Origin of the sequence: Avibacterium sp. 20-126 (genome assembly GCF_044358625.1) — a bacterium.
In the GTDB taxonomy this organism is placed as follows: domain Bacteria; phylum Pseudomonadota; class Gammaproteobacteria; order Enterobacterales; family Pasteurellaceae; genus Avibacterium.
Genome location: NZ_CP091457.1, coordinates 1823215 through 1848981, shown reverse-complemented (window position 1 = coordinate 1848981; position 25767 = coordinate 1823215). Strand labels below are relative to the sequence as shown.

24 protein-coding genes and 1 pseudogene are annotated in these 25767 nt (G+C 39.8%); 12 read left to right on the top strand and 13 right to left on the bottom strand.

What is annotated here, in order from left to right; all coding sequences use genetic code 11:
- The first annotated feature begins 296 nt into the window (after window positions 1-296).
- Genes citC through L4F91_RS08640 form a run of 6 tightly spaced genes read left to right on the top strand, consistent with a single transcriptional unit; the run spans window position 297 to window position 6897 of the window.
- Window positions 297-1334, top strand: a complete 1038-nt coding sequence (gene citC / locus L4F91_RS08665; protein ID WP_395895993.1) for a [citrate (pro-3S)-lyase] ligase — start codon at window positions 297-299, stop codon at window positions 1332-1334.
- A 39-nt stretch (window positions 1335-1373) separates the two neighbouring features.
- Window positions 1374-1661, top strand: a complete 288-nt coding sequence (citD, locus tag L4F91_RS08660; protein WP_395895991.1) for a citrate lyase acyl carrier protein — start codon at window positions 1374-1376, stop codon at window positions 1659-1661.
- Window positions 1658-2536 (top strand): citrate (pro-3S)-lyase subunit beta, encoded by an 879-nt coding sequence (gene citE / locus L4F91_RS08655; protein ID WP_395895989.1) that lies wholly within the window; start codon window positions 1658-1660, stop codon window positions 2534-2536. The genes citD and citE overlap by 4 nt, the downstream gene beginning before the upstream one ends.
- 50 nt (window positions 2537-2586) lie before the next feature.
- Window positions 2587-4062 (top strand): citrate lyase subunit alpha, encoded by a 1476-nt coding sequence (gene citF, locus L4F91_RS08650; protein ID WP_395897869.1) that lies wholly within the window; start codon window positions 2587-2589, stop codon window positions 4060-4062.
- A 29-nt stretch (window positions 4063-4091) separates the two neighbouring features.
- Entirely contained in the window at window positions 4092-5453 is a 1362-nt protein-coding gene (gene citG / locus L4F91_RS08645; RefSeq protein WP_395895987.1) for a triphosphoribosyl-dephospho-CoA synthase CitG, read from the top strand.
- Between the two features lie 10 nt (window positions 5454-5463).
- Window positions 5464-6897 carry an anion permease gene (locus tag L4F91_RS08640; protein ID WP_395895985.1) on the top strand — a complete coding sequence of 478 codons (1434 nt, stop codon included), beginning with the start codon at window positions 5464-5466 and terminating at the stop codon, window positions 6895-6897.
- 115 nt (window positions 6898-7012) lie between these two features.
- On the opposite strand, the gene ispD is transcribed toward L4F91_RS08640, so the two are convergent.
- The 5 genes from ispD to L4F91_RS08615 all read right to left on the bottom strand — a co-directional run bounded on the left by ispD (window position 7013) and on the right by L4F91_RS08615 (window position 12539).
- Window positions 7013-7714 (bottom strand): 2-C-methyl-D-erythritol 4-phosphate cytidylyltransferase, encoded by a 702-nt coding sequence (gene ispD, locus L4F91_RS08635; protein ID WP_395897868.1) that lies wholly within the window; start codon window positions 7712-7714, stop codon window positions 7013-7015.
- The gene (ftsB, locus tag L4F91_RS08630) at window positions 7714-7992 is read right to left on the bottom strand and encodes a cell division protein FtsB (protein ID WP_250349600.1); all 279 of its coding nucleotides are present in this window, start codon (window positions 7990-7992) and stop codon (window positions 7714-7716) included. The genes ispD and ftsB overlap by 1 nt, the downstream gene beginning before the upstream one ends.
- A 150-nt stretch (window positions 7993-8142) precedes the next feature.
- On the bottom strand, window positions 8143-9288 hold the full coding sequence (locus tag L4F91_RS08625; protein WP_395895983.1) for an N-acetylneuraminate epimerase: 1146 nt from the start codon (window positions 9286-9288) through the stop codon (window positions 8143-8145).
- A 50-nt stretch (window positions 9289-9338) separates the two neighbouring features.
- Window positions 9339-10322 carry a sialic acid TRAP transporter substrate-binding protein SiaP gene (locus tag L4F91_RS08620; RefSeq protein ID WP_250363498.1) on the bottom strand — a complete coding sequence of 328 codons (984 nt, stop codon included), beginning with the start codon at window positions 10320-10322 and terminating at the stop codon, window positions 9339-9341.
- Between the two features lie 369 nt (window positions 10323-10691).
- Window positions 10692-12539 carry a TRAP transporter large permease subunit gene (locus L4F91_RS08615; RefSeq protein WP_395895981.1) on the bottom strand — a complete coding sequence of 616 codons (1848 nt, stop codon included), beginning with the start codon at window positions 12537-12539 and terminating at the stop codon, window positions 10692-10694.
- Between the two features lie 346 nt (window positions 12540-12885).
- Here L4F91_RS08615 and L4F91_RS08610 point away from each other — a divergent pair, with 346 nt between their 5' ends.
- From L4F91_RS08610 to nanA, 5 genes are read left to right on the top strand one after another with little or no spacing between them, the layout of a single operon-like run.
- The gene (locus L4F91_RS08610) at window positions 12886-13575 is read left to right on the top strand and encodes an N-acetylmannosamine-6-phosphate 2-epimerase (protein ID WP_250363496.1); all 690 of its coding nucleotides are present in this window, start codon (window positions 12886-12888) and stop codon (window positions 13573-13575) included.
- 18 nt (window positions 13576-13593) lie between these two features.
- Entirely contained in the window at window positions 13594-14484 is an 891-nt protein-coding gene (locus L4F91_RS08605; RefSeq protein WP_395895978.1) for an N-acetylmannosamine kinase, read from the top strand.
- 15 nt (window positions 14485-14499) lie between these two features.
- Window positions 14500-14970, top strand: a complete 471-nt coding sequence (gene nanQ, locus L4F91_RS08600; RefSeq protein WP_395895975.1) for an N-acetylneuraminate anomerase — start codon at window positions 14500-14502, stop codon at window positions 14968-14970.
- A 21-nt stretch (window positions 14971-14991) separates the two neighbouring features.
- A complete protein-coding gene (locus L4F91_RS08595) occupies window positions 14992-15861 on the top strand; it encodes a MurR/RpiR family transcriptional regulator (protein WP_250349607.1) in 870 nt (289 codons plus the stop codon).
- A gap of 19 nt (window positions 15862-15880) precedes the next feature.
- Window positions 15881-16762, top strand: a complete 882-nt coding sequence (nanA, locus tag L4F91_RS08590; protein ID WP_395895973.1) for an N-acetylneuraminate lyase — start codon at window positions 15881-15883, stop codon at window positions 16760-16762.
- Between the two features lie 136 nt (window positions 16763-16898).
- On the opposite strand, the pseudogene L4F91_RS08585 reads toward nanA, so the two are convergent.
- The 8 genes and pseudogenes from L4F91_RS08585 to lexA all read right to left on the bottom strand — a co-directional run.
- A pseudogene (locus L4F91_RS08585) lies at window positions 16899-17096 on the bottom strand (DUF5358 family protein); the annotation flags it as partial.
- Between the two features lie 50 nt (window positions 17097-17146).
- A complete protein-coding gene (gene rlmB, locus L4F91_RS08580; protein ID WP_395895971.1) occupies window positions 17147-17887 on the bottom strand; it encodes a 23S rRNA (guanosine(2251)-2'-O)-methyltransferase RlmB in 741 nt (246 codons plus the stop codon).
- A gap of 85 nt (window positions 17888-17972) precedes the next feature.
- The gene (gene rnr / locus L4F91_RS08575) at window positions 17973-20366 is read right to left on the bottom strand and encodes a ribonuclease R (RefSeq protein ID WP_395895969.1); all 2394 of its coding nucleotides are present in this window, start codon (window positions 20364-20366) and stop codon (window positions 17973-17975) included.
- Window positions 20367-20556: 190 nt separating this feature from the next.
- Window positions 20557-21006, bottom strand: a complete 450-nt coding sequence (rplI, locus tag L4F91_RS08570; protein WP_126371816.1) for a 50S ribosomal protein L9 — start codon at window positions 21004-21006, stop codon at window positions 20557-20559.
- 17 nt (window positions 21007-21023) lie between these two features.
- Entirely contained in the window at window positions 21024-21248 is a 225-nt protein-coding gene (rpsR, locus tag L4F91_RS08565) for a 30S ribosomal protein S18 (protein WP_035687245.1), read from the bottom strand.
- A gap of 12 nt (window positions 21249-21260) precedes the next feature.
- Window positions 21261-21587, bottom strand: a complete 327-nt coding sequence (gene priB, locus L4F91_RS08560) for a primosomal replication protein N (RefSeq protein ID WP_194751811.1) — start codon at window positions 21585-21587, stop codon at window positions 21261-21263.
- Window positions 21574-21951 carry a 30S ribosomal protein S6 gene (gene rpsF / locus L4F91_RS08555; protein WP_035687243.1) on the bottom strand — a complete coding sequence of 126 codons (378 nt, stop codon included), beginning with the start codon at window positions 21949-21951 and terminating at the stop codon, window positions 21574-21576. Before rpsF ends, priB begins: the two co-directional genes overlap by 14 nt.
- Before the next feature lie 371 nt (window positions 21952-22322).
- The gene (lexA, locus tag L4F91_RS08550) at window positions 22323-22958 is read right to left on the bottom strand and encodes a transcriptional repressor LexA (protein ID WP_395895964.1); all 636 of its coding nucleotides are present in this window, start codon (window positions 22956-22958) and stop codon (window positions 22323-22325) included.
- 224 nt (window positions 22959-23182) lie between these two features.
- Here lexA and plsB point away from each other — a divergent pair, with 224 nt between their 5' ends.
- Window positions 23183-25615, top strand: coding sequence for a glycerol-3-phosphate 1-O-acyltransferase PlsB (plsB, locus tag L4F91_RS08545; RefSeq protein ID WP_395895962.1), 2433 nt, complete (start codon window positions 23183-23185; stop codon window positions 25613-25615).
- Window positions 25616-25767: the final 152 nt, after the last annotated feature.

Genomic DNA, 25767 nt, shown 5'->3' with positions numbered 1-25767 from the left:
TATAGTTTTTTCAGTTCAAAAGAAGAAAAGGCTTTGAACCTCATATAATACAAATAATAAGGTAACGTAGAATAATGCAGTATTATTTTTATACATTGTCTAATTTATTATTAATAATAAATTTTTGTGTGTTTGTTAATGAAATATGCTTTTAATGTTTTATTGTTGTTAAATAAAATAAATTTTTAATCTCAGATATACCTTTTTAGGTAAATATTCCGTATACTTCCTTCCAATAAGATTAATAGTCATTTTAGTTCATTGAATAAATAAGTGATTTTAAGTTGTGAGTAGTTATGTCTGAAGATGTTTATTTTAGTGAACAAGTTCCTTTTTCTTCTACGCAGAAATTAGAGCAAATTCGTTTATTTTTAGCAGATAATGAATTGGATTTAGATAGTCAAATTTTACGATTTGTCGTTTTTTACCGAGGGTCTGATAATCAAATCATTGCTTGTGGAGGAGTTGCAAAAAATATTATTAAATGTGTTGCAATCTCTTCTGAATATCGTGGTACAGGATTAGCATTAAAACTCGCTACAGATTTAATTAATTTAGCTTACGATATTGGTTATTCACGCCTTTTTATTTATACAAAACCAGAAAATGAGTTCTTATTTTCACAATGTGGTTTTTTTACCATTTCTACTGCATATCCTCATCTTGTTTTAATGGAAAACAGCAAAATGCGTTTACAGAAATATTGCAATCAATTAAGAAATGCAAGAAAAATGGGTAAGAAAATAGGTGCTATTGTAATGAATGCTAATCCTTTTACTTTGGGACATAGGTATTTAATTGAACAAGCTGTATCTCAATGTGATTACGTACATATTTTTTTAGTAGAAGAAGATGCTTCTCGTTATGCCTATGCCGATCGTTTGCGTTTATTAAAGAAAGGAATAGGTGATTTGAGAACTGCGATTATTCATCCTAGTTCAAGCTATATTATTTCACGTGCTACTTTTCCCGCTTATTTTTTAAAAGATCAAGGATTGGTAGATAAATGCTATATGGAAATTGATCTGAAATTATTCCGTAGATATATAGCTCCAACTCTTGGTATTACCCACCGATTTGTTGGTTCTGAACCTTTTTGCCAATTAACTGCAGCCTATAATCAAAATATGCATTACTGGCTAGAGGAGGCTGAAATGGCAGCGCCATTAATTAAGGTTGTTGAAATTGAACGTAAAACATATCAAGGACAAGCTATTTCAGCTTCTACTGTTCGTAAACTCGTAGAGCAGAAGAATTGGCAAGAACTGCCTCATTTTGTGCCTGATAGTACATTCAGTTTTTTGCAAGGGCTGGCAGTTCAAACACAAAATTAACTTATTATTGAGATGAAATAATTATTTTAAGGAGCAATTATGCGAATAACAAAAGCAGCCGTCGCTGGAACATTGGAATCTAGTGATGTGATGATCAGAGTTGCACCGAGTGAAACCATTGATATTGAATTACATAGCTCGGTAGCAAACCAATTTGGTGATGCAATTCTTGAAACTATCCATACTGTTTTAAGGCAACTTGGTGTTAATGCTGTTCAGTTGATTATTGATGATAAAGGTGCTTTGGACTGTGTGTTACAAGCTCGATTAAAAACGGCATTATTACGTGGTAGTGAAGAAGCCGTGCAATGGGAGACATTCTTATGAAATTAAGACGTAGTATGTTATTTGTTCCAGGGGCTAATGCGGCGATGTTAAGTAATAGCTTTATCTATAAGCCAGATGCCATTATGTTTGACTTGGAAGATGCCGTAGCTTTGAAAGAAAAAGATAGTGCAAGAATGCTTGTTGCACACGCATTGAAACATCCATTTTATCAAGATATAGAAACTGTTGTACGAGTAAATCCCTTAGATTCAGCATTTGGACTTGCTGATTTAAATGCGGTAGTTAGAGCTGGAGTGGATATTGTTCGTTTACCCAAGACAGACACAGCTCAAGATGTGATTGATATGGATAATGCGATTGCTGAAATTGAAAGTCAGTGTGGACGAGTTGTTGGTAGTACGAAGCTATTAGCCGCGATTGAATCTCCATTAGGGGTAACACAAGCAAATGAGATAGCAAAAGCCTCATCTCGTTTGATTGGAATTGCGTTGGGGGCGGAAGATTATGTTCGGAATTTGAAAACAGAACGTTCACCTGATGGTGTGGAATTATTATTTGCCCGTTGTACGATTTTGCAAGCCGCCCGAGCTGCCGGAATTATGGCATTTGATACGGTATTCTCTAATGCTGATGATGAAGAAGGTTTCTTGCGAGAAGCCTCATTGATTAAACAACTTGGTTTTGATGGTAAATCCTTAATTAACCCACGCCAAATTGAATTGATTCATAATCTCTATGCTCCCTCACAGAAAGATGTTGATTTTGCACAACGGGTAATTAGTGCGGCAGAACAAGCCGAAAAAGAAGGGCTAGGCGTGGTCTCTTTGAATGGAAAAATGGTGGATTCGCCTATTATTGAACGTGCAAAACTTGTTTTACAGCGAGCAGCTTTATCAGGGATTCGTGAGGAATAATTATGAATAATAGAGAAAAACGTATTGGAAACTTTCATTCATATCAGACAATGGCTATTTATCAGCAAGAGCCTAAAGTAACAGCATTAGAACGAATTCATCGAGATCGTAAGCTATGCGATAGTTTAGAAACTATGATTATACGCAGTGGATTACAAGATGGAATGACAGTGTCTTTTCATCATGCTTTCCGAGCAGGTGATTATATTGTGAATATGGTGATGAACAAAATTGCTGAAATGGGATTTAAAAATCTGACTCTTGCCTCTAGTTCCTTAACCGATATTCATTTCCCCCTTATTGAACATATTAAAAATGGTGTGATCCGTAAAATTTATACATCGGGATTACGCGGTGAACTTGCTGATCAAATTTCTAATGGATTAATGGAAGAACCCGTTGTTATTCATTCTCATGGAGGTCGGGTTCACCTTATTCAAAGTGGTGAATTACACATTGATATTGCCTTTCTTGGTGTGCCGATTTGTGATGGTTTTGGTAATGCAAATGGATTTAGTGGAAAAAATAATTGCGGTTCACTGGGTTATGCTCGAGTTGATGCAGATTATGCGGATAAGGTTGTATTATTGACAGAAGAAATTGCAAATTATCCTCATCATCCTATCAGTATTGCCCAAGATCGCGTTGATTTTATCGTAAAAGTCGATCAGGTTGGCGATCCTAAAAAAATTGGTGGCGGAGCGACCAGAATGACAAAAAATCCACGAGAGCTACTTATTGCACGCAAAACAGCAGAAGTAATTTTCGCCAGTGGTTATTTTAAAGATGGTTTTTCGCTTCAAACAGGAAGCGGCGGGGCATCACTTGCGGTAACTCGATTCTTAGAAGATAAAATGCGGCGGAAAAATATTTGTGCCGATTTCGCTTTAGGCGGAATAACTTCTAGTATGGTGGCGTTACACGAAGCGGGATTAATTAAGACATTGTTAGATGTACAAAGTTTTGATAAAGGTGCCGCTGATTCCCTTGCTCGTAATCCAAATCATATTGAAATTAGTGCTAATCAATATGCGAATTTTGGATCTAAGGGGGCGTCAGTTGAACGTCTTGATATTGTGATCTTAAGTGCTTTAGAAATTGACACTCAATTTAACGTAAATGTTTTAACGGGTTCTGATGGAATTATTCGAGGGGCATCGGGTGGGCATTGCGATACAGCAGCTTGTGCAAAAGTGGCGATTATTGTAGCACCACTTGTACGTGGTCGTATTCCAACTGTTGTAGAAAATGTCATTACTTGCGTTACCCCAGGAGAAAATATTGATATTTTGGTCACCGATCACGGTGTTGCAGTAAATCCTAAACGACCAGATTTAATTGAAAAATTGACCGCACTTGGTATTCAGCTCTTTACGATTGAGCAGTTGTGTGAAAGAGCTTATCAACTGACAGGCAAGCCAAAAGCCCTTCAGTTTACAGAAAAGCCCGTTGCTGTTGTTCGCTATCGAGATGGTTCCGTGATAGATGTTGTTTATCAAATTAAATCGGAGATGGTGACTGAATAATGTATGGGGTTAGTCGGTTTCAGGCTTCTTTGACAAACGTATTCAGCCAGCAAGGAGATTCTGTTTCATTGATGGCTTTGCTTGATGGAAAAGAGCAACGTGCGAAATTACAGCGTGAATTATGCCAGCAGTATCACCAAACATTACTCAGTGTGACGGTGATAGCTCCCGGTGCGGTAAAACGTAATCCATTGTTAAGTTATGTATTTAAACAGGCATTGTGTAGATTAAATAGCTTGTTTAAGCAACTTAATGTAAAACCGACTAAATCTATTGTTTGCAGTACAGAAAGTGGAGATGAAGCCTTTTTTGTTTTACCTATTGATGCTAAACGTTTAAAACAAGAAGCAATCATTTTAGAAGAAACTTCACCCATTGGGCGATTATGGGACTTTGACATTTTTACTCCTAATGGTGATTTGGTTGGGCGTAATAATTTAGGTTATTCACCACGTGATTGTTTGATTTGTGGAGATAATGCTAAATCTTGTGCAAGAAGCAGGCAACATTCCTTATCTGAATTACAGAATGCCATGTTCCAACGTGTAGCACAGCATCAATTAGGTCTTTTTACCGCCAAAAAAGTAAGGCGTGCTTTATGGAAAGAAGCCAGCTTGACACCAAAACCGGGGCTTGTTGATCGGGATAATAATGGGGCGCATCAGGATATGGATTTACATACTTTTATTAAAAGTATCAAGGTGTTAACATCATTTTGGCAACGGTTTGTTTGGCTAGGTTGTCGTACTGCTTTATCTCCCCCTCAACAGGTTTTGCCTGAGCTAAGAAAATTAGGTTTAGAAGCAGAGCAAGCCATGTTTAAAGCAACGCAAGGTGTGAACACGCATAAAGGTGGCATTTTTGCATTTGGCTTAACTTGTGCGGCGATTGGGCGGTGTTGGACATTAGAGCAAGCCATGAATAGTATTCAAATTTGCACAACTGTGTCTGACTTTTGTTGTGGAATTAGTCAAGAACTCAATGAAAGCAATGTGCTTACCGCTGGAATAAGAATTTTTCAGCATTATGGTATAAAAGGTGCAAGGGGAGAAGCGGAATTAGGTTTTCCTCTTGTTCGTGATTGTTCTCTTCCTTATCTTAAAGAGCAGCTAAATCAACATATTCCTTTAAATCAAGCATTATTGAAAACATTATTAATGTTATTTGTTAATAATCAAGATAGTAATGTGATCCATCGTGGTGGAATAGAAGGGCTTGCGTGGTTTCAAGGGCGAGCTAAGCAAACACTTTCATATGTATCTATGTATCCAGAGCGCTTAATGAGTGAGTTAACTTCTTTTAATCAAGAATGTATTGAAAAAAATATTAGTGCGGGTGGTTGTGCTGATTTACTTGCTCTGACCTATTTCTTTTTTATTTTTTTTAATTAATGAGGAAATTATGACAAAACTTCATAAAACATTAATATTGGCAGCCATTCCTATTTTGGTTTGGATTTTACCAGCCCCTGATGGGTTACCTTTGATTGCGTGGCGATTATTTGGTATTTATCTCGCAACGATTGTAGGGCTTGTGTTGAAGCCTTATGGCGAACCTGTTATCTTGTTAGCAGCGGTAGCACTCTCATCAATCGTGATTGGAAATACGGAAGGTGCAAGTAAACTTGTTAAGGTTTCTCAGGCATTGAGCGGTTATCAATCAGGTACAACTTGGTTGATTTTTACTGCCTTTACGTTAAGTTCGGCTTTTGTTATCACCGGTTTAGGAAAGCGTATTGCTTATCATCTTATTGGTTGGTTAGGAAACACTACATTGCGTTTAGGCTACGTTACCATGTTTCTGGATTTATTACTTTCACCGGCAACACCATCCAACACGGCTCGAGCTGGAGGAATTATTTTCCCTATTATTAATAGTGTTGCTGTTGCTTTAGGTTCTACACCTAATGAAAGCCCAAAACGTGCGGGGCGTTTTCTTTTAATGAATGTATATATGGTTGTAAAATCAACAAGTTATATATTCTTAACAGCAATGGCACCAAATGCGTTAGCCCTTTCTTTAATGGCACCTATTTTAGGGTTTAAAATGGATTGGTTGCAATGGTTCTTAGCCGCTTCTATTCCTGGATTGCTATGTTTATTTTTAATCCCTGTGGTTTGTTATTTCACTGCCCCACCGGAATTAAAGCAAGTGAACAATAAAGCGATTGCTGAAAAAGGATTAGCAGAACTAGGCCCAATGAGTTTTAGAGAAAAGGCATTAGCTGCTTTATTTGTGTTAGCTTTGCTCTGCTGGATTTTTGCCGATACCCTTGGAGTGAATGCAACCACTGTCGCGTTAAGTGTTATGGTGCTATGTGTTGTATTAAGCATTGTTTCTTGGGACGATATTCTTAAAAATAAAGCAGGCTGGAATACCTTAATTTGGTATGGTGGCATTATTGGTATGTCAACGATTCTTGACAAAGCAGGCTTTTTCAAATGGTTAGCGAGCGTTTTTGAGCAACATTTGAATTTTGGCGATAGCAGTACATTGGCCCTTGTTGTCATTTTATTTACGAGCGTTGCAGTTCGTTATCTTTTCGCTTCTGGTGGAGCTTATGTTGCAGCAATGGTTCCCGTATTTGCAACAGTTGGTAAAGTTGCAGGAGCTCCTGTTGAATTATTAACCATTGGTTTACTCTTTGCGAATGCTTATGGTGGTAGCGTTACTCACTATGGCGGTGGACCGGGGCCAATCACCTTTGGTGCAGGTTATAATGATATTAAATCTTGGTGGATCGCTGGTGCTATTGTTGCCTTCGGAAGTCTAATCATCCATTGCACTATTGGCGTAGCTTGGTGGAATTTTTTGTTAAATCTAGGTTGGTTATAATTGCGTTGTAACGCATTAAAGATTATCGCATCAAAAGGTTTGGCATTGATAGTCAAACCTTTTTAGTTAGTTTACTTACCATTGTAATCTTGCATTTCTCATACAATAAAAAGTATTATGTCGTGTGGTTTAGCCGAGAAAGATAAAATTCCGCCAGTGCTAAATCTTCAGGGCGAGTGATTTTGAGATTATCACTTCTGCCTGCTACAAGATGAGGCTGAAAGCCCATTAATTCCATCGCAGAGGCTTCATCAGTAATAGAGAGATGATTGGCTAAGGCTTGTTGCAAGGCGTGTTTGAGTGTTTGAGCAGGAAAAAATTGAGGCGTTTGCGCAAGCCAAAGTTGTGAGCGATCTTCCGTTTGTTGAATTTGTAAGGTTGAATTTGTGCGTTTGATCGTATCCACGGCAGGAATCGCTAAAATTGCCCCATTGTTATCATTGATTTGTAATAATTTATCCAGATCCTGATGAGTAAGACAAGGACGTGCCGCATCGTGTACCATAACCCAAGTGTTTGCTTTGCTTTCAATGTGTTGCAAACCATTTAGTACCGACTCTGCGCGTGTTTTTCCTCCCTCAACAAGCTGAATCTTTGAATGATTGAGTAAATCAATTTCCGCTAAATACGGATCACTTGGAGTTACCGCAACAATAATGTGGTTAATTGCAGGGTAGTGAATTAATACATCAAGCGTATGTTCGAGAATCGTTTTTCCCTGAATGGTTAAATATTGCTTTGGTTTATCTGCCTGCATACGGCTGCCGATCCCTGCAGCAGGGACAACAGCGATAATTTCACGTGGTAATGATTTCATCATTTATGCTCTTTTACTATACGATAAAAGGTTTCGTTATGTTTTACCATCTCGTGTTGTAATCTGGCACGCTCTTCAATGGCATCCACGCCTTCTTTGAGATCTTTAATTTCGGCCGCAATCGCTTGATTACGTTGGGATAGTTTTTCATTTTCTTGTTGGCGCAAGGCAATTTCTTTTTCTGTATTTTTATAATCTACATAGCCGTTTTTTCCAAACCAAAAATCGTATTGAAAAAGTAAGGCAAACCCCGCCAAAATAAAAATTAATAAACGCATAATTTTTCTCGTTAAGTAAAAATAGCCATAGTTTACCTTGAAATGCGTAAAATTTGTAGAAATGCATAGGATTAAGTGCGGTGTAATTTTTTCAAATTTTATGAAAAAAGCCCCGCAAGCGGGGCCTTGTCTTACATTTATCGGTCTGTGTTATTCAACAACCAGTTTTTTTCCATCATAACTCATTGTTTGAACTGAGGTGAGGGCTTTTCCTCCTTGACCTTCACCACCGATTAATAGCACTTTGTTGTCATAGCTTACACTCACGCCATAACCAATTGGTTCTGGCAAGTTACCAATGATTTTCCAAGTCCCTTTTTTGGCATTGAGTGCATAAATATCACTATGCCACGTTTTTTTCAACCCACCAGTGCGGTGTGCATCGTTGATACCATTTTGATAATTTGTACGCGCGCCCGGGAAGTTGGCTCCACCTGTTACAATATAGTTACCGTAACTGTAGCCCCCCATTGCGCCTGCAATCCCTTCTTGTTGTTTTTGCCCTTTCGGTGTTGGTAAATCACCCAATTTTTTCCAAGTCACTCCATTTTTACCGATCGTACCAAGCTCCGTGGTTTGGGTTCGCAATCCTGCTTTTACTTCTCCGTTTACAACAAGAAGTTTGTTATCCTTAATTGCCACCGCAGCCCCTGCTCGTCCTGAGTAGGGGAAAATGCCTTCATTACGCCACGTGTTAGTAGCTGGCTCATAGCTGACAATTTCTGGTGAGAAGAAGAAATCTTGTACGCGTAAATTGAAATAAGGATCAAAAATGGCTTTTTCTTTCTCTTTATCGCCACCTGCGGCAGCAATATCTTGGAAAAGCCCATTCCAAATTTCTTGGTTAATGCCGCCGACAAAATAAATTTTACCGTTAGTTTCAGCAACACTTGCCCCTACTGCAGAGCGTGGGGAACGGGTTTGCAATTTTGTCCACGAGTTTGTTTCTGGATCATAGCGATAAGCATCATTAATCACTTGATTTTTTGCTACATCCGTATCTTGAAAACCGCCAAATACATAGAGCTTGCCCTCTACGCCCGCAGAAACGGGTTGATTACGTTTTCCACCGGGGAAAGCAGGTAATTCTTGCCATTTAGCATCTTTCTCTTTTAGGTTAAGAGAATAAAATTTATCTCCCCCTGTTCCTAAACCAACATAAACGGTATCGCCAATTAATGCCCCTGTTCCGCTTTTAATCCCGACTGGCAAATCAGGATATTGGCTTGCTTGTGTAGCAAAAGCTGTCATTGCAATTGCTGCAAATAATGCACTGTGTAATGCTGTTTTTTTCATATTGACCTCTTGTCGTTAAGGTTATTGCTTAAAGTGAGCAAGCAAACCGCTTATTTAGCTAACTCAGAGATTTCTTTTACAGCTTGTTTTCCAACTTCACCATTCTTTTTCAAATATTCATCATAGTACGGTTGTAATGCCGCTTTGAAGGGGGCAAGATCGGGTTGTGTTACCGTTACGCCTTTTTCTTTGAAGAAAGCAATTAATTCATTTTCACCGTCCACAAATAATTTAGTGTGATAATCGGCTGCTTTAAGTGCGGCTTCTTTTACTACCGCTTTTAAATCATCAGGTAATTCATCAAGGGTTTCATTACTGATAACGTAAAGTTGATCGTTTAAAATGTGGTTAGTTAATGCTAAGTATTTTTGCACTTCATAGAATTTTTGCGCTTGAATGGTTGGTAATGGGTTTTCTTGCCCATCTACCGCATTAGTTTGTAGCGCAAGATACACCTCAGAGAACGCCATTGGTGTTGGCGTTGCACCGACATATTTAGCGAAAGCAAGGTTTGTTGCGGCATTTGGTACGCGCAGTTTTAAGCCTTTCATATCTGCAATGCTATTAATTGGGCGGTTTGACGTGGTTTGACGCGTACCGTTATAACCGATAGAAAGTACACTTACGCCTAATTCTTTATTAATTTTAGCGAATAAGTTTTTACCAAAGTTGGTTTCTAACACCGCTTTTTTCGCCACATCAAAGTTTTTCAACATATAAGGCAGTGCGAATACCTCTGCTTCTGGGTAGAAAATTTGGAAACGTGCAGATTCTGCGAGCGTGAAGTCTAATGCGCCATCTTTAAGTTGCTTAAGCATTACACGGTCATCACCGAGTTGAGCGCTTGGGAAAATTGCTACTTCAATTTTACCTTGAGATTTGTCTTTTACTTCTTTCGCAAAGAACTCAACCGCTTTGTATTCATTGGAGCTTGTACCAGCAACCATACCAAATTTTAGGTTATAGTCTGCGGCAAACACCGAAGTAGATAGACCTAAACATAATGTAGCAAGAGCAAGTTTATTTAATTTCATTGCAATTCTCCTTTCATTGATTTGCAGAGTAGAACATTTCAATCTAAATGGTTAGGGCGTATTCTCTTTGGGGATACGACGAGACCAAATAACGGAGGGAACGACCTAATGGCTATATAATAAATGAAGTAATATTTCATTACTGAGAGCTATATCACAAAATTGAAAAAAGATTAAAAAAACTTTTTAACCGCTTTTATCTTGAATTCACTTAAGTTTAAATGTGTTGGAATATGTTGGGGTATGAAATGATACTCCATTTTTTTGTAAAAAGATTTTCTAGAAATTAATGTACGGTGGTTTTTTAAGACATTTTTTGTGATAAAAAAGCGGGTGAATTTTCACCCGCACTTTGTTTTTTCCTTTCTGTTATGGCATTAACAGATTTGGAATAAAGGTGATAATTTGTGGGAAGATGGTGATAAGCACCAAGGTGGTAAACACGGGGATTAAGAACGGTAATACCCCTTTGGTTACCGTACTCACTGGCATATTACCCACACGAGCGACCACGAATAATGCCATTCCCATTGGTGGTGTTAAAATCCCCACCATCATATTTAATGTGGTCATTACCCCAAAGAACACGAGATCAATACCAAAATGTACGGCAATTGGAATGAGCATTGGTAGCACTAAGAATTGCAGTGCAAGGGCATCAATAAACATTCCCAAGAATAATAGTAGCAAGTTGATCATAATTAGCACCATTGTTGGTGTGTCTGCCACTGCCATAAAGAGATCGGCAATGCGCATTGCCACTTGTTCACGGGCGATCATATCGCCAAAGAAAGTTACCGTCATTACCATTAAGGCAGTCACTCCTGTGATTGCCATTGCTTCAACGCAACTTTTGAACACCATTTTTAATGTGAGTTCACGGTAAACAAACATTCCAATAATAATGGAGTAGGCAGCGGCGATCACCGCAGCTTCTGTTGGGGTGAATAAGCCAGAGAAAATACCGCCAATAATGAGAATGGGGGTTAAGATCGCCCAAATCGCTTTTTTGAATGCTTCACAACGTTGTTGTAATGAGGCTTTTGGCGTTCTCGGATAATGACGTTTTTTCGCAATGGCATAGTTCATCGCCATTAATGCAATGGTTAGTAACACCCCGGGTACGAAGCCCGCTACAAAGAGTTTAGCAATAGATTCATTGGCGATGACGCCATAAATAATCATCGCAATACTTGGCGGCACGAGAGGCCCAATAATACAAGATGCTGCGGTGATCCCACCACAAATATCATCGTCATAACCTGCATCACGCATTGCTTTAATTTCAAGCTGACCTAATCCCCCAGCATCGGCAAGTGCTGAACCTGACATTCCAGAGAAAATCAAACTTGCACCGATATTTACGTGTCCCATACCGCCAGAATAATGCCCTAGCAAGGCTTTCGCAAAGTTAAAAATTCGCTCGGTAATTCCCCCCGTATTCATCAAAATTCCCGTTAGAATAAAGAAGGGGACAGAAAGCAGTGGGAAGCTGTTTAGGCTATCGACTAATTTTGAGGAGGCAGAGTTGACGACATTCCAGCGCGTCATTGCAAAATATAAAATGGTAACAATAAACAACGACCAACCCACAGGTGTACCAAGGAACATAATGACAAGCCATACAATCAAGCAGACATACACGGCATTGCTGCCTAGCTTGATATAGTTACTAATGCGTAAGGCTTTAAACCATTCTGGGTGGGTCATTAAAATGACAAACAGGAGCAAAGCAAGAATAATATACAAAGTGGCGGGCAAATAGCTAAGTTGATTTTTGTAATTCTCGCTTTGCGCTTGCAGAAAGCGGATAAACACTAACATTGAAATGAATGGCAAGGGCGCATAAAGCCATTTTTCCGAAATCTGCAAGGAAACAATTTCAAAACTGGCATCTAAAAAGACTTTAAAACCTAAATAGATAAATAAGAAAATACAAGCAAAAATAATTAGTTGAACAAATGAGTTTATTGCTTTTCGTGCTTTCTCTGGCATTAAATTGGTGAGAAAGTCGATATAAACGTGCTGTTGCGCACGCGTTGCCATACTAATGCCAAACATAGCAACATAAACAAAGAGTAAACGCGCCAGTTCCTCACTCCAAATAAATGGAGAATCAAACACTTGGCGGGCGATGATTTGGGCAAGAAGAATGATAAAAATGGTGAGGAATAAAACACCCCCCACCCATTCTTCTAATTTATTGAAATATTTCATAGGAACTCCAAAGATGTCCAACTAAACATTGTGATATTTGTCTATAATGAAATGTGAAACGGATTTGCTTTGTAATGCTTTCGTTCTCAAGTTTTAATGAAGTAATATTTCAAGATAACCCTGATTTTCGTTTAAGATGAGAACAACATCATTTTTAGCAAAAACGGTATTTCCCTTCTAAAATACAAGGCTAATGGCGTTTTTTCAAATTGTTTTATGAAATTTTACTCCAGTTTGAGATCTAGATCTCACTTTTGAACTATTTTTCTTGTATTTTATTTTCAGAGGTCTATCCTAGCACCCAGCGAAAATTAACTTCCTTTCTTAAAAATATCTTGGAGTTTCTATGTCAAAATTATCACATCAAGATGTGCTAGATCAGATTCGCTATGGGCTTATTGCGTCTTGCCAACCCGTTGATGATGGCCCTATGGATAAGCCTGAAATTGTGGCTGCAATGGCACAAGCTTCTGTACAAGGCGGTGCAGCGGGATTGCGAATTGAAGGAATCGAAAATCTAAAAGCAACTCGTCCCGTGGTGGATAAGCCTATTATTGGGATTGTAAAACGCGATTTGCCTGATAGCCCTGTGCGAATCACCCCGTTTTTGCAAGATATTGAAGATCTGGCTCTGGCGGGCGCAGACATTATTGCAGTGGATGGCACATTGCGTTCTCGTCCCGTAGCGCTTGAAAGTGCGGTGAAAAAAATTAAAGAATTAGGCTGTTTGGCGATGGCGGATTGCTCGAACTTGGAAGAAGGATTATATTGCCAGCGATTAGGCTTTGATATTGTGGGCAGCACAATGTCGGGTTATACCGGTGGCGAAGTCCCTGATGAGCCAGATTATCAACTGGTGAAAGATCTCAAGGCGGCAGGTTGTTATGTGATGGCAGAAGGGCGTTATAACAGCCCCGAATTGGCGAAAAAAGCCATTGAAATAGGGGCGGATGTGGTAACCGTAGGATCGGCTCTCACGCGTTTAGAACATATTGTGAGTTGGTTTGCCAGTGCGGTGAAATCAGCAAAACCCTAACCAGAACAAGGACGGTATATGCATTGTTTGGCATTAGACATTGGTGGCACAAAAATTGCGGCCGCATTGGTGGAAAATGGCGTCATTTCCGAGCGCCAGCAAATTAGCACCCCGCAAGATCAGTCTGCACAAGGAATGGCGCAGGCGTTAAAAACATTAGTTACCCAGTATGCTGGGCAGTTTGATGCGGTGGCAGTGGCATCCACAGGGATTATTAATCGTGGTGTACTGACCGCACTTAACCCGAAAAATTTAGGGGGATTAGCGAATTTTCCATTGAAAGATTGCATTGCGCGTTATACTGACAAGCCGATCGGATTACTGAATGATGTGCAAGCGGCGGTGTGTGCCGAATACCAATTACAAGATCAGGCTCAAAATAAAAGTGCGGTGCAAAATTTCTTATTTATTACCGTCTCCACGGGTGTCGGCGGTGGAATTATTCTAAATGGCGAATTAACCACTGGGGTGAATGGCATTGCGGGGCATATTGGGCATAGCCTTGCTGATCCTAATGGGCCAATGTGCGGTTGTGGGCGTCAAGGCTGCGTGGAGGCCATTGCTTCTGGACGAGCCATTGAAGCGGTTGCCTCTCAATGGACTGAACCTTGTTCTCCCAAAGAAGTGTTTGAACGCTTTAGAAAAAATGACGAAAAAGCCACCGCACTTGTGCAACGCTCCGCACGAGCGATTGCCAATTTAATTGCCGATATGGTGATTAGCCTAGACATTCAAAAAGTGGTGTTGGGTGGTAGTGTAGGCTTGGCGGAAGGCTATTTACCCTTAGTTCAACAATATTTACAGGCAATGCCCGCTTTTTATCAATGCCCTGTCGAACCCGCGAGATCGGGGGCTGATGCTGGTTTATTAGGGGCGGCTTATTGGCTTACTCAACAATATAAAGAATAAAATGAGGAGAATACAATGATTTTAGGTGATTTAACCCGTGATGACTTTGCCAGAGGTTTACCAATGGTGCTGGCAGAAATTTGTCATCAATTAAGACGGATGGATCTGGCAAAATTAACGATTGGACGCCACGATCTTACAGATCAAATTTATATGAATGTGATGGAATTTGACACCACACCTAGCGACAGTAAACAAGCAGAACTTCATCATAAATACATTGATATTCAAGTGCTAATCAGCGGTAATGAAGTGATTGAATATGGCGTCAATGAGCCTGAACTGAGTACTTATAATGAGTATAACGAGGCAGATGATTATCAACTAACGCCTGATATTCCAAATAAAAGTGCGGTGTATTTATTGCCAAAAATGTTTGCCGTATTTTTCCCTTATGAACCTCATAAACCGGGGTGTATTGCAGGGGAGAATGCGCAATTTATTAAAAAATTAGTGGTAAAAGTACCAGTGGCGTTAGTGAGTTAAACAAACACAGGGAGAAGTTTTATGGTTGCAACAAGTGGGAATATTCTGGATACCATTGGGGCGTTGTATAACAGCCTGACAAAAACGGAGAAGAAAATTGCGACTACGATCTTATCTTCTCCACATTTGTTAAGCCAATTTTCATTAGCAGAAATTTCACAACAGTTTGATGTGGGTGAGGCGACCTTTATTCGTTTTTGTCGAACTCTCGGCTTCAAAGGGTTTACAGACTTCAAATTACAGCTTTCTATTGAATTGGCAACTAAAGAAAAACAGCCAAATTCGTTGTTAGAAAGCGATATTAGCAAAAATGATGATACGCAAAGCATCGCCGAAAAATTGCATAATTCTATTAATAATGTGATTAAAGAAACCATTAATTTGCTTGATGTAAAGCAGCTAGAACAAGTGGTGTTGGCAATGCGACAAGCAAAACGCGTGTTTCTATTTGGTGTTGGCTCTTCAGGGCTTACTGCGGAAGATACAAAACATAAGTTAATGCGTATTGGTTTACAGGTTGATGCCATTAGTAATAATCATTTTATGTATATGCAAGCGGCTTTAATGAATAAAGAGGATGTGGTCATTGGCATTAGCCATTCAGGCTATTCCAAAGAAACCACACAATCATTGAGTATTGCGAAAAAAAATGGAGCAACCACTGTCGCATTAACCCACAATTTACGCTCACCAATTACGCAAGTTGCCGATTATGTCCTCATTAACGGGCATAGACAGGGGCAGTTACAAGGAGATTCTATCGGAACAAAAATTGCACAACTCTTTGTGTTAGATTTAATTTATGCCTTGATCGTGCAAGCCGAAGAAGAAAATGCAACAGAAATGAAGCAAAAAACCGTAAATGTGATTTTAGAACAGCGGATCAAATAAATCAGTTTAGGAGAAACCAATGAAAAATTTAAAAGGCATTTTTAGCGCGTTGCTTGTGTCTTATAACGAAGACGGCTCAATCAATGAAAAAGGGCTGCGTGAAATTATTCGCCATAACATTGATAAAATGAAAGTCGATGGCTTGTATGTGGGCGGTAGCACAGGGGAAAACTTTATGATTTCCACCGCTGAGAAAAAGGAAATTTTCCGCATTGCCAAAGATGAGGCAAAAGACCAAGTGGCATTGATTGCTCAAGTAGGCAGCGTGAATTTACACGAAGCCGTAGAATTAGGTAAATATGCCACCGAACTTGGTTATGACTGTTTATCTGCGGTAACCCCGTTCTATTACAAATTTAGTTTTGCGGAAATCAAACATTATTACGATACCATTATTGAGGAAACGGGCAATAATATGATCGTTTATTCCATTCCATTCTTGACGGGTGTAAACATTGGCGTGGAACAATTTGGAGAACTTTACAAAAATCCAAAAGTGTTAGGGGTGAAATTCACCGCAGGTGATTTCTATCTCTTAGAACGCTTGAAAAAAGCCTATCCTGATCACCTTATCTGGGCAGGATTTGATGAAATGATGTTACCTGCCGCTGCTCTTGGCGTGGATGGCGCAATTGGTAGTACATTTAATGTAAACGGTATCCGAGCAAGACAAATTTTTGAATTAACCCAAGCGGGCAAACTTGCCGAAGCACGTGAAATTCAACAGATTACCAATGATCTGATTGAAGGTATTTTAGCTAATGGCTTATACCTCACCATTAAAGAATTACTTAAATTGGAAGGCGTGGATGCAGGTTATTGTCGCGAACCAATGACAGCCAAAGCCACTGAACAACAAATTGCTGTGGCAAAAGCATTGAAAGCGAAGTTTTTATCATAATTTTCTATTCAAGAAAAAAGAGCGGAAAATCTCCGCTCTTTTTAGTCATCAATGATTTTGGCTAGCATTTCTCGCCTTTTTTCTTTGTGTTTAGCGTATTACCCAAAATAAAGTGCGGTGTAAATTTTACGCATTTTTATAGCAGTAGCGTCGCACCCCACTTAATAATATCAAAGAAGAATTTATTATCATTAGTGGCAACGCCGTTACTTGTTTTACTATCTTCTTCTTTGATTATTTATGCCATACCGCTTTTATATTGCCCTTTCACAACCGCTAAATCATCGTGTGCTTTAAGACGTAACACATTGCATTCAGCTTGAGTTAAAGGCTCAAACTCAGTTTTTTTGAATTTTTGAACTGAAACCCATCGCTTTTTTATTGTTAGCCTGCTAAACGTTGTCGTGCAATTTCAAATAAACAAACGCCCGTCGCAACGGAAACATTCAAGGACGAAACCGATCCCGCCATTGGAATACTCACCAATTGATCGCAGGTTTCACGGGTTAAGCGACGCATTCCGTCCCCCTCTGCGCCCATCACCAAAGCCAGTGCCCCCGTCAGTTTTGTTTGATACAAGGTTTCTGTTGCTTCACCTGCCGTGCCAATCACCCACATATTATAATTTTGTTGTAATTCTCTTAGTGTACGAGCGAGATTGGTCACCCGAATAAGGGGAACAACTTCCGCAGCACCACAAGCCACTTTGCGTGCCGTAGCATTAAGCTGGGCAGATTTATCTTTTGGTACGATCACGGCACATACACCAGCCGCATCAGCTGTTCGCAAGCAAGCGCCGAGATTATGCGGATCGGTAACCCCATCTAACACCAAGACAAGCGGTGTTGGTTGATCACGTAAAATGCGATCGAGATCATTTTCATTTAATTCTTTTGCAGGTTGTACACGGGCGATGATCCCTTGATGTACTTCACCATTCGCTTTTTTATCAAGGGTTTCACGGTTAAGAAATTGAACAGAAATACCAAGCGTATAAAGCGCATTGAGAACGAGCTGCAAGCGTTTATCTTCACGCCCTTTTAGCACATAAACTTCAATAAGTCGTTCAGGGGCATTTGCCAAAAAAGCATTAACTGCGTGGATTCCATAAATATTTTCAGACATTGTTATCCTTTACATTGATAGATAAAATAAGGCGGAATTATACGCGTATTTGTCTTCCTTCCGCCAGTTTTTCGCAAGCTCATTTTTACTGAGTGCGGGGCGATTTACGTTTATTTTTCTTGGCAGAAATGGCTGATTTTTTCACCGCACTTTGATTTTTCGATTTTTTCGCCGATTTCTCTTTTTGCTTTTTCGCACTTTCTGCATAACGAAAGCCTTTTTTCGCTTTATCTTTGGCTGTTTTTCCTTCTCGTCGAGGTTTACGTTCAGTGCTAATAAGTGAGAAATCCACTTGTCGTTGTTCAAGGCTAACCGCCTCTACACGAATAGTAACCTTATCGCCTAGGCGGTAAATTCGTCCACTGTTTTCGCCGATTAATTGCTGGCGATTTACATCAAATTGGTAATAATCATTATCTAAGGTTGAAATATGCACAAGCCCATCAATGAATAACTCATCTAAACGCACAAATAAGCCAAAGCCGGTTACCGCAGAAATCACGCCACTAAATGCTTCGCCAACGTGATCTTGCATATATTCACATTTGAGCCAATCTGCCACTTCTCTGGTTGCATCATCGGCACGGCGTTCAGTCATTGAACAATGTTCACCTAGGTTATCCATTTCATCAAGTGCATAATGATAACCACCAGAATCCGTGGTTTTACGTTTTGAACCTTGTAATTTAGCCAGTAAATATTTGATTCCACGATGTAAGGTTAAATCCGGATAGCGGCGAATTGGCGAGGTGAAATGCGCATATTGCGTCAAGGCTAAGCCAAAATGCCCAATATTATCAGGGGAATAAATGGCTTGGCTCAAGGATCGTAGTAACATAGTTTGGATAAGTTCGTGGTCGGGGCGTTCTTTCACTTGCACGAGCAATTTGGCATAATCTTCTGTTGTCGGTTTTGCTCCACCACCCAAACTTAATCCTTGTTCGGCTAGATAAGCACGGAAAGCACTCAGCTTTTCTTCACTCGGACCAGCATGAATACGATATAATGCGGGTTCATTATGCGTTTCCATAAAATTTGCTGCGGCGATATTAGCTAAAATCATACATTCTTCGATGATTTTATGGGCATCATTACGTACTACGGGTTCAATGCGCTCAATGCGTCCCATTTCATTGAAAATAAATTTACTTTCTATCGTGTCAAAATCAATCGCACCGCGTTGCTGACGGGCTTTTACTAAGGCTTGATACAAATGGTGCAATTCTTGCAAATGAGGAACAAGAGGTTCATAACGCTGTTGTAATTCTTCATCACCGTCTAAAATACGCGCAACTTTAGTGTAGGTTAAACGAGCGTGAGAATTCATCACCGCTTCGTAAAAACGATAATCGGTCATTTTTCCTTTAGCAGAAATAGACAGTTCACACACCATACATAGACGATCAACTTGTGGATTGAGCGAACATAAGCCATTAGATAGGACTTCTGGCAACATTGGCACAACACGATTTGGGAAATACACGGAATTGCCTCGATTATAGGCTTCATTATCTAATGCAGTACGCAGGCGAACATAGTAGCTCACATCCGCAATCGCAACCCAAAGTTTCCAACCGCCTTTTACGTTGCGTTGGCAATACACGGCATCATCAAAATCTCGCGCATCCTCCCCATCAATCGTAACCAAAGGAAGTTGGCGTAAATCAACCCGTCCTTTTTTGGCGGCTTCTGGCACTTCTTCAGTGAATTTTTTGACTTGTTTTTGCACCGCACTTGGGAAAACGTGGGGAATATCGTGATTGCGAATAGCAATTTCGGTTTCCATTCCTTTTGCCATATTTTCGCCTAACACTTCAATAATCATTCCCACTGGGCGAGTAAACATTGCAGTACTAGGCTTGAGTTCCACCACCACAACTTGCCCCATTCGCGCGCCGTGGCGATATTCATTGGGGATCAAAATATCACGATTGATTCGGCTGTCATCAGGCACAACATAGCCAATCCCTTCTTCTAAAAAGAAACGGCCCACAATATGCTTTTTGCGTCCTTCAAGTAAACGCACGATGCGCACTTCTTCACGCCCTTTGCGATCAAAGCCGCTTGGCTGTGCAAGGACATAATCACCGTGCATTACTTGCTTCATTTGTCCATTGGGAATGAATAAATCTTGCTTTGCACCGTCCACTTGTAAAAAGCCATAGCCTTCTTTATGCCCAATCACCATTCCTTTGATTAAGTCTAATTTTTCTGGCAAGGCATAGCGTTTACGTTTGGTAAACACAAGCTGTCCTTCATTTTCCATTGCGCGTAAACGGCGGCGCATTGCTTCTTGGCGCTCTTCATCGTGAATCGCCAAAACGGCATATAATTCTTCTTTTGACATTGGCGCATTATGATCACGAATAATATTGAGAATAAACTCACGACTTGGCACAGGGTTGCTATATTTTTTTAATTCCTGCTGATAATTTGGATCGGAAAGTGCGGTGGTTTTTTTTGTTATTTTTTTAGCCATAATGATTTCCTTATAAGGCATAGATTGCTGTAAGTTTGACATTGCAGGAAGGGGAAAGCAAGGAAAGAATTGGGGATATTTTAGGCAAAGTGCTTTTTATCGTTATTATTTGTAAAACAGCAAGGGGAAAATACGCTTACAAACAAAAACCCAGCGCGTGCTGGGTTTTTTATCTTATAAAAAGCTGTGATTATTCAGCAACTACGATAAGACGTAAGTTTGCGAATACTTCACCGTGAAGTTGGAAGCGTACTTCGTGTTCACCTGTAGTACGGATTAATCCGTTTGGTAAACGAACTTCACTTTTCGCAACTTCAACACCACGAGCTGTGATAGCATCAGCAATATCACGAGTACCGATAGAACCAAATAGACGGCCTTCATCACCCGCTTTACTTGCGATGGTTACAGACTCAAGGGCTTCAAGACGCTCTGCGCGATCCATTGCTGCCACAAGTGCTTTCGCTGCTTTTTCTTCTAATTCTGCACGACGTGCTTCAAAATATTCAACGTTAGCTTTGGTTGCCATAACCGCTTTCCCTTGTGGGATTAAGAAGTTACGTGCATAACCAGATTTAACGTTTACTTGATCACCAACGTTACCGAGGTGAACAACTTTATCTAAAAGAATTACTTGCATTACCGTATTCTCCTTAATTACTGATTATCAGTGTATGGAAGTAACGCTAAGAAACGCGCGCGTTTGATTGCACGAGCTAATTGACGTTGATACTTCGCACGAGTACCGGTAATACGGCTTGGAACAATTTTGCCGCTCTCTGAAATATAGTTCTTTAACGTTGCGATATCTTTGTAATCGATTTCTTGAACGTTTTCCGCTGTAAAGCGGCAGAACTTACGACGACGGAAATAACGTGCCATTTGGCTAGTCTCCTAATCTATAAATTCGATTTGCTCGGCGTGTAATACTAATTGACTTAAACCATTTGCAGATTTGTGTGAGGTGATAAACCCCGCTATCAATAAATTACTGCCGACCGTAATGCTTTGAGTTTTTGCAATTAATTGATTGCCACTAACTTGAACGGCGATTTTACACCACGCTTGACGGGGCAAACCCGCTTCTTGTTGCTCTGAACGATGTTCTAAATAAAAGCGACAATGTTCAATGCCGTTAGGGCTTTTGCTTCGCTTGGGAAAGTCAGTAACTCGCCCAATTAATGAGAAGCGATTATCAATCTTTGAATTACTCTTCAGCATCCTCAAAATCGTTGTTTTCAACTTCAGCTAAAGGTTTACGCTCTTCGCGTGCTTTAACCATTGGGGACGCTTCTGTTACGGCGTGCTTAGTACGAATAATTGCGTTACGAAGAACTGCGTCGTTGTAACGGAATGCTGTTTCTAGCTCGTCGATGACTTCTTGAGGCGCTTCTACATTCATTAGCACATAATGTGCTTTGTGTAATTTGTTAATTGGGTAAGCTAATTGACGGCGACCCCAATCTTCTAAACGATGGATTTGACCGCCCGCTTCTTTAATAGAATTGGTATAGCGCTCAATCATCGCTGGTACTTGTTCGCTTTGGTCCGGATGAACCATAAACACGATTTCGTAGTGACGCATTACTGCTCCTTACGGGTTAATCAGCCTCCGACTGTAAGACCAGCTACCAATCTTGCGGAAGCAAGGAACGAAAATGATGATGTAGCTGTAAGGCGTGCGATTATACAGGATTAATAAAAAAGCACAAGGGAAAATGAGGTTATTTTATGAGGAAATATTAGGCGCAAACGGTAAATTTTTTAATGTGGATGAAAATGGTGAATTATCCCAAACAAATTTAGAAAAAAACAACCGCACTTTTTAAAAGCGTAACAGAGATTAACCGTAAAGCTTCAAGATAACTTATGCAGTGAACGCTATCGTGAACCGAGATGGGTAAATCAAAGTGCGGTGTAATTTTTTTAATGTTTAATGGCTAGAACGTCAATAAGTTACATCCATGCATTATTACGAATAATCCCCACGGCAATACCTTCAATCTCAAAACTTTCGGTTTGTGTGAGATCGACAACAATTGGGTCAAATTCTTCATTTTCGGCGTGAAGATAAACCATTGAGCCTTTGCGTTCAAGGCGTTTTACAGTAACTTCATCTTCAATTCTTGCGACGATCACTTGCCCATTTCGCACATCTTTGGTGCTATGTACCGCGAGGAGATCGCCGTCTAAAATACCGATATCTTTCATTGATTGACCATACACTTTTAGTAAGAAATCCGCTTGCGGTTTGAATATATTGGCATCAACTTTATAAGTGCCTTCAATATGTTGTTCGGCTAAAATCGGTTCGCCAGCGGCTACGCGTCCGATGAGTGGTAAGCCTTCAGGCTCTTCTTCCGCATTTTCTTCAAGCAGTAATCGAATACCACGCGATGCACCGGGAATAATTTCAATTACCCCTTTTCTTGCAAGGGCTTTTAGATGCTCTTCCGCCGCATTCGGTGAGCGAAACCCCAATTCACGAGAAATTTCCGCACGGGTGGGCGGCATTCCGGTGGTTTCCAAATGCCGTTTTAATAGGTCATAAACTTCTTGCTGACGGGCTGTGAGGGCTTTCATCATTGTCATATATCTCCCCTGTTTTTATATCCATATTTACTGGTATTATATACAGAAAGAGAATTGTTGCAATCTTCTTTTGTTTTCTTTGTGATATTTGTTTGATTTTTGTTAGATCTGTGCGAAATTTTCGCTTTAATTAATTTATATCAGGCTAAATTGAAAAAAAATGCCAAAAATTTGTGGTAAGATGGCGTAACTTTTTATCTGGATAAATAAATTACGGAATTTATATGGCAAGTATGCTTAATTTATATAGAAAATTATTAGAATTCCCCCTTTCTGTATTAGTTAAAAATAATCCGATTCCTCATCATCCTATTGAAGAATTAGCTTTAAATGTGCAGCAACCTATTGTGTATGTGCTGCCTTACACCTCGCAAACGGATTTAGTGATTTTCCGCAAAAATTGCTTAAATGTTGGCTTGCCTGATCCTTTCGAGAAAAATGAAATTGGCGGTATTTCGTTACCCCGTTTTGTGTTTTTAGATGAAGGGCGTCGCATTTTTAAATCTAAAGGGGCAAAAAAGGAAACCATCACAATTTTTAATAAATACCTAGAATTACACCGCACTTTTTTGGATCTTGATGTGCAGCTTATTCCTGTTTCGGTATTATGGGGACGTTCACCGGGACACGAAAATAAATCAGGGTTGCCAAATTTACGCTTATTAAATGGTCTTCAAAAATTTGCAGCGGCAATTTGGTTTGGGCGTGATACGTTTGTGCGTTTTTCACAAGCGGTTTCTCTACGTTATATGGTGAATGAACACGGTTCAGATGAAAAAATTGCGGCGAAATTAGCGCGCGTTGCTAAAATTCATTTTTCTAAACAACGTATTTCTGCAACAGGACCACGTTTGCCAAATCGCCAAGCGATGTTTAATAAATTGCTGCAATCTCCAGCGATTCTCAAAGCTATTGAAGATGAAGCAAAAAGTAAGAAAATGCCCATTGAAAAAGCACAAAAAGAGGCGTATAAAATTTTAGATGAAATTGCTGCAAATGTGAGCTATGAAGGGTTACGTGTAGCAGATCGTTTCTTACGTTGGCTATGGAATAAACTTTACCAAGGGATTGATGTGCAACACGCGGATCGGGTACGCAAGCTGGCACTTGAAGGCCACGAAATTGTTTATGTGCCTTGCCACCGTAGTCATATTGACTATTTGTTACTTTCTTATGTGTTATATCATCAGGGCTTGGTTACACCACATATTGCAGCGGGAATTAACTTAAATTTCTGGCCGGTGGGCGCAATGTTCCGCCGAGGAGGGGCATTTTTTATTCGCCGAACCTTCAAGGGCAATCGCCTCTATTCAACGATTTTCCGTGAGTATTTAGCAGAATTATTCCATCGTGGTTATTCGGTTGAATATTTTATTGAAGGGGGGCGTTCGCGCACCGGACGTTTACTTGCCCCTAAAACGGGGATGATGTCGATGACCTTGCAAGCATTACAACAACGCCAAACACGTCCTATTTCTGTCGTGCCTGTTTATGTGGGCTACGAACACGTTTTGGAAGTGGATACGTATGCCAAAGAATTGCGTGGTGCGGCAAAAGAGAAAGAAAATGCAGGGCTTGTGTTACGCGTCATTAAAAAATTGCGTAATTTAGGTAAAGGCTATGTGAATTTTGGTGAGCCAATCGTATTAAGCAGTTATTTGAACCAACATTTTCCAGAGTGGAAAGAATTGCATTTAGACGATGAGCGTTCACAATGGTTTAATAAAGCCGTTGATGCGGTGTCAAACCAAGTTATGGTGAATATTAATAATGCCGCCGCAGTCAATGCGATGAATTTAACAGGAACTGCATTGCTATCATCTCGTCAGCGTGCATTAACGCGGAAACAGTTATTAGAGCAGTTAGCAAGTTATCAACAATTTTTACAGAATGTGCCTTATTCTGATGATGTCATTGTGCCAAGCGAAACACCAGAAGAAATGCTCAATCACGTTTTAAATTTAGATCGTGTGGGCGTCTTGGTTGAAAAAGATAATTTTGGCGAGATCATTCGTTTAGAGCGTAATTCAGCGGTGTTGATGACTTATTATCGCAACAATATTCAGCATTTATTCGCCTTGCCTTCTCTGGTGGCGAGCATTGTGTTGCACTATGGTGCAATGCAAAAAGATCTTGTCCTTGAGGCGGTTGAAAAAATTTATCCGTTCTTGCGTGGTGAATTATTTTTACATTTCAGCGATGGTGAATTAAAAGATTATGTCGAAAATATTATTCAGGAATTGCAACGGCAAAATATTATTCAATGCAATGAGAATTTGCTTGCGATCCACAAACCTCAAGTCAGAATGTTACAGCTTTGGTCATCGGGCGTGAGAGAAATTTTGCAGCGTTATTACATTACGGTAAGCATTCTACAAAATGATCCAACGATTTCTCGAGCCACATTAGAAAAAGAAAGCCAATCTGTGGCACAACGTTTATCTGTGCTGCACGGCATTAATGCTCCAGAGTTTTTTGATAAAGCCGTGTTTTCTGCGTTTGTTGGAAATCTAAAACAATATGGTTATTTTGATGACAACAATCAAGTGAATGCCTCCTTGCTTGATGAACTCAGTGAAATTCTTGCGCAGATGATTTCTGCCGAAGTCAGACTTACAATTAAAAGTGCGGTGGAAAAAAACGAAGAAATTGACTAATGTTTTGATTAAGTATTTTCAAATGAGCTAAAGAACCTTAGCTAAATCGCGAAGGTTCTTTTTATTTTTTAAATGATAACCCTATCTACTAAAAATCATCTAGGTGAGCGTTGTCAGCAATTTTTCCCTATTTGCCTAGCTCGAGTAACCCG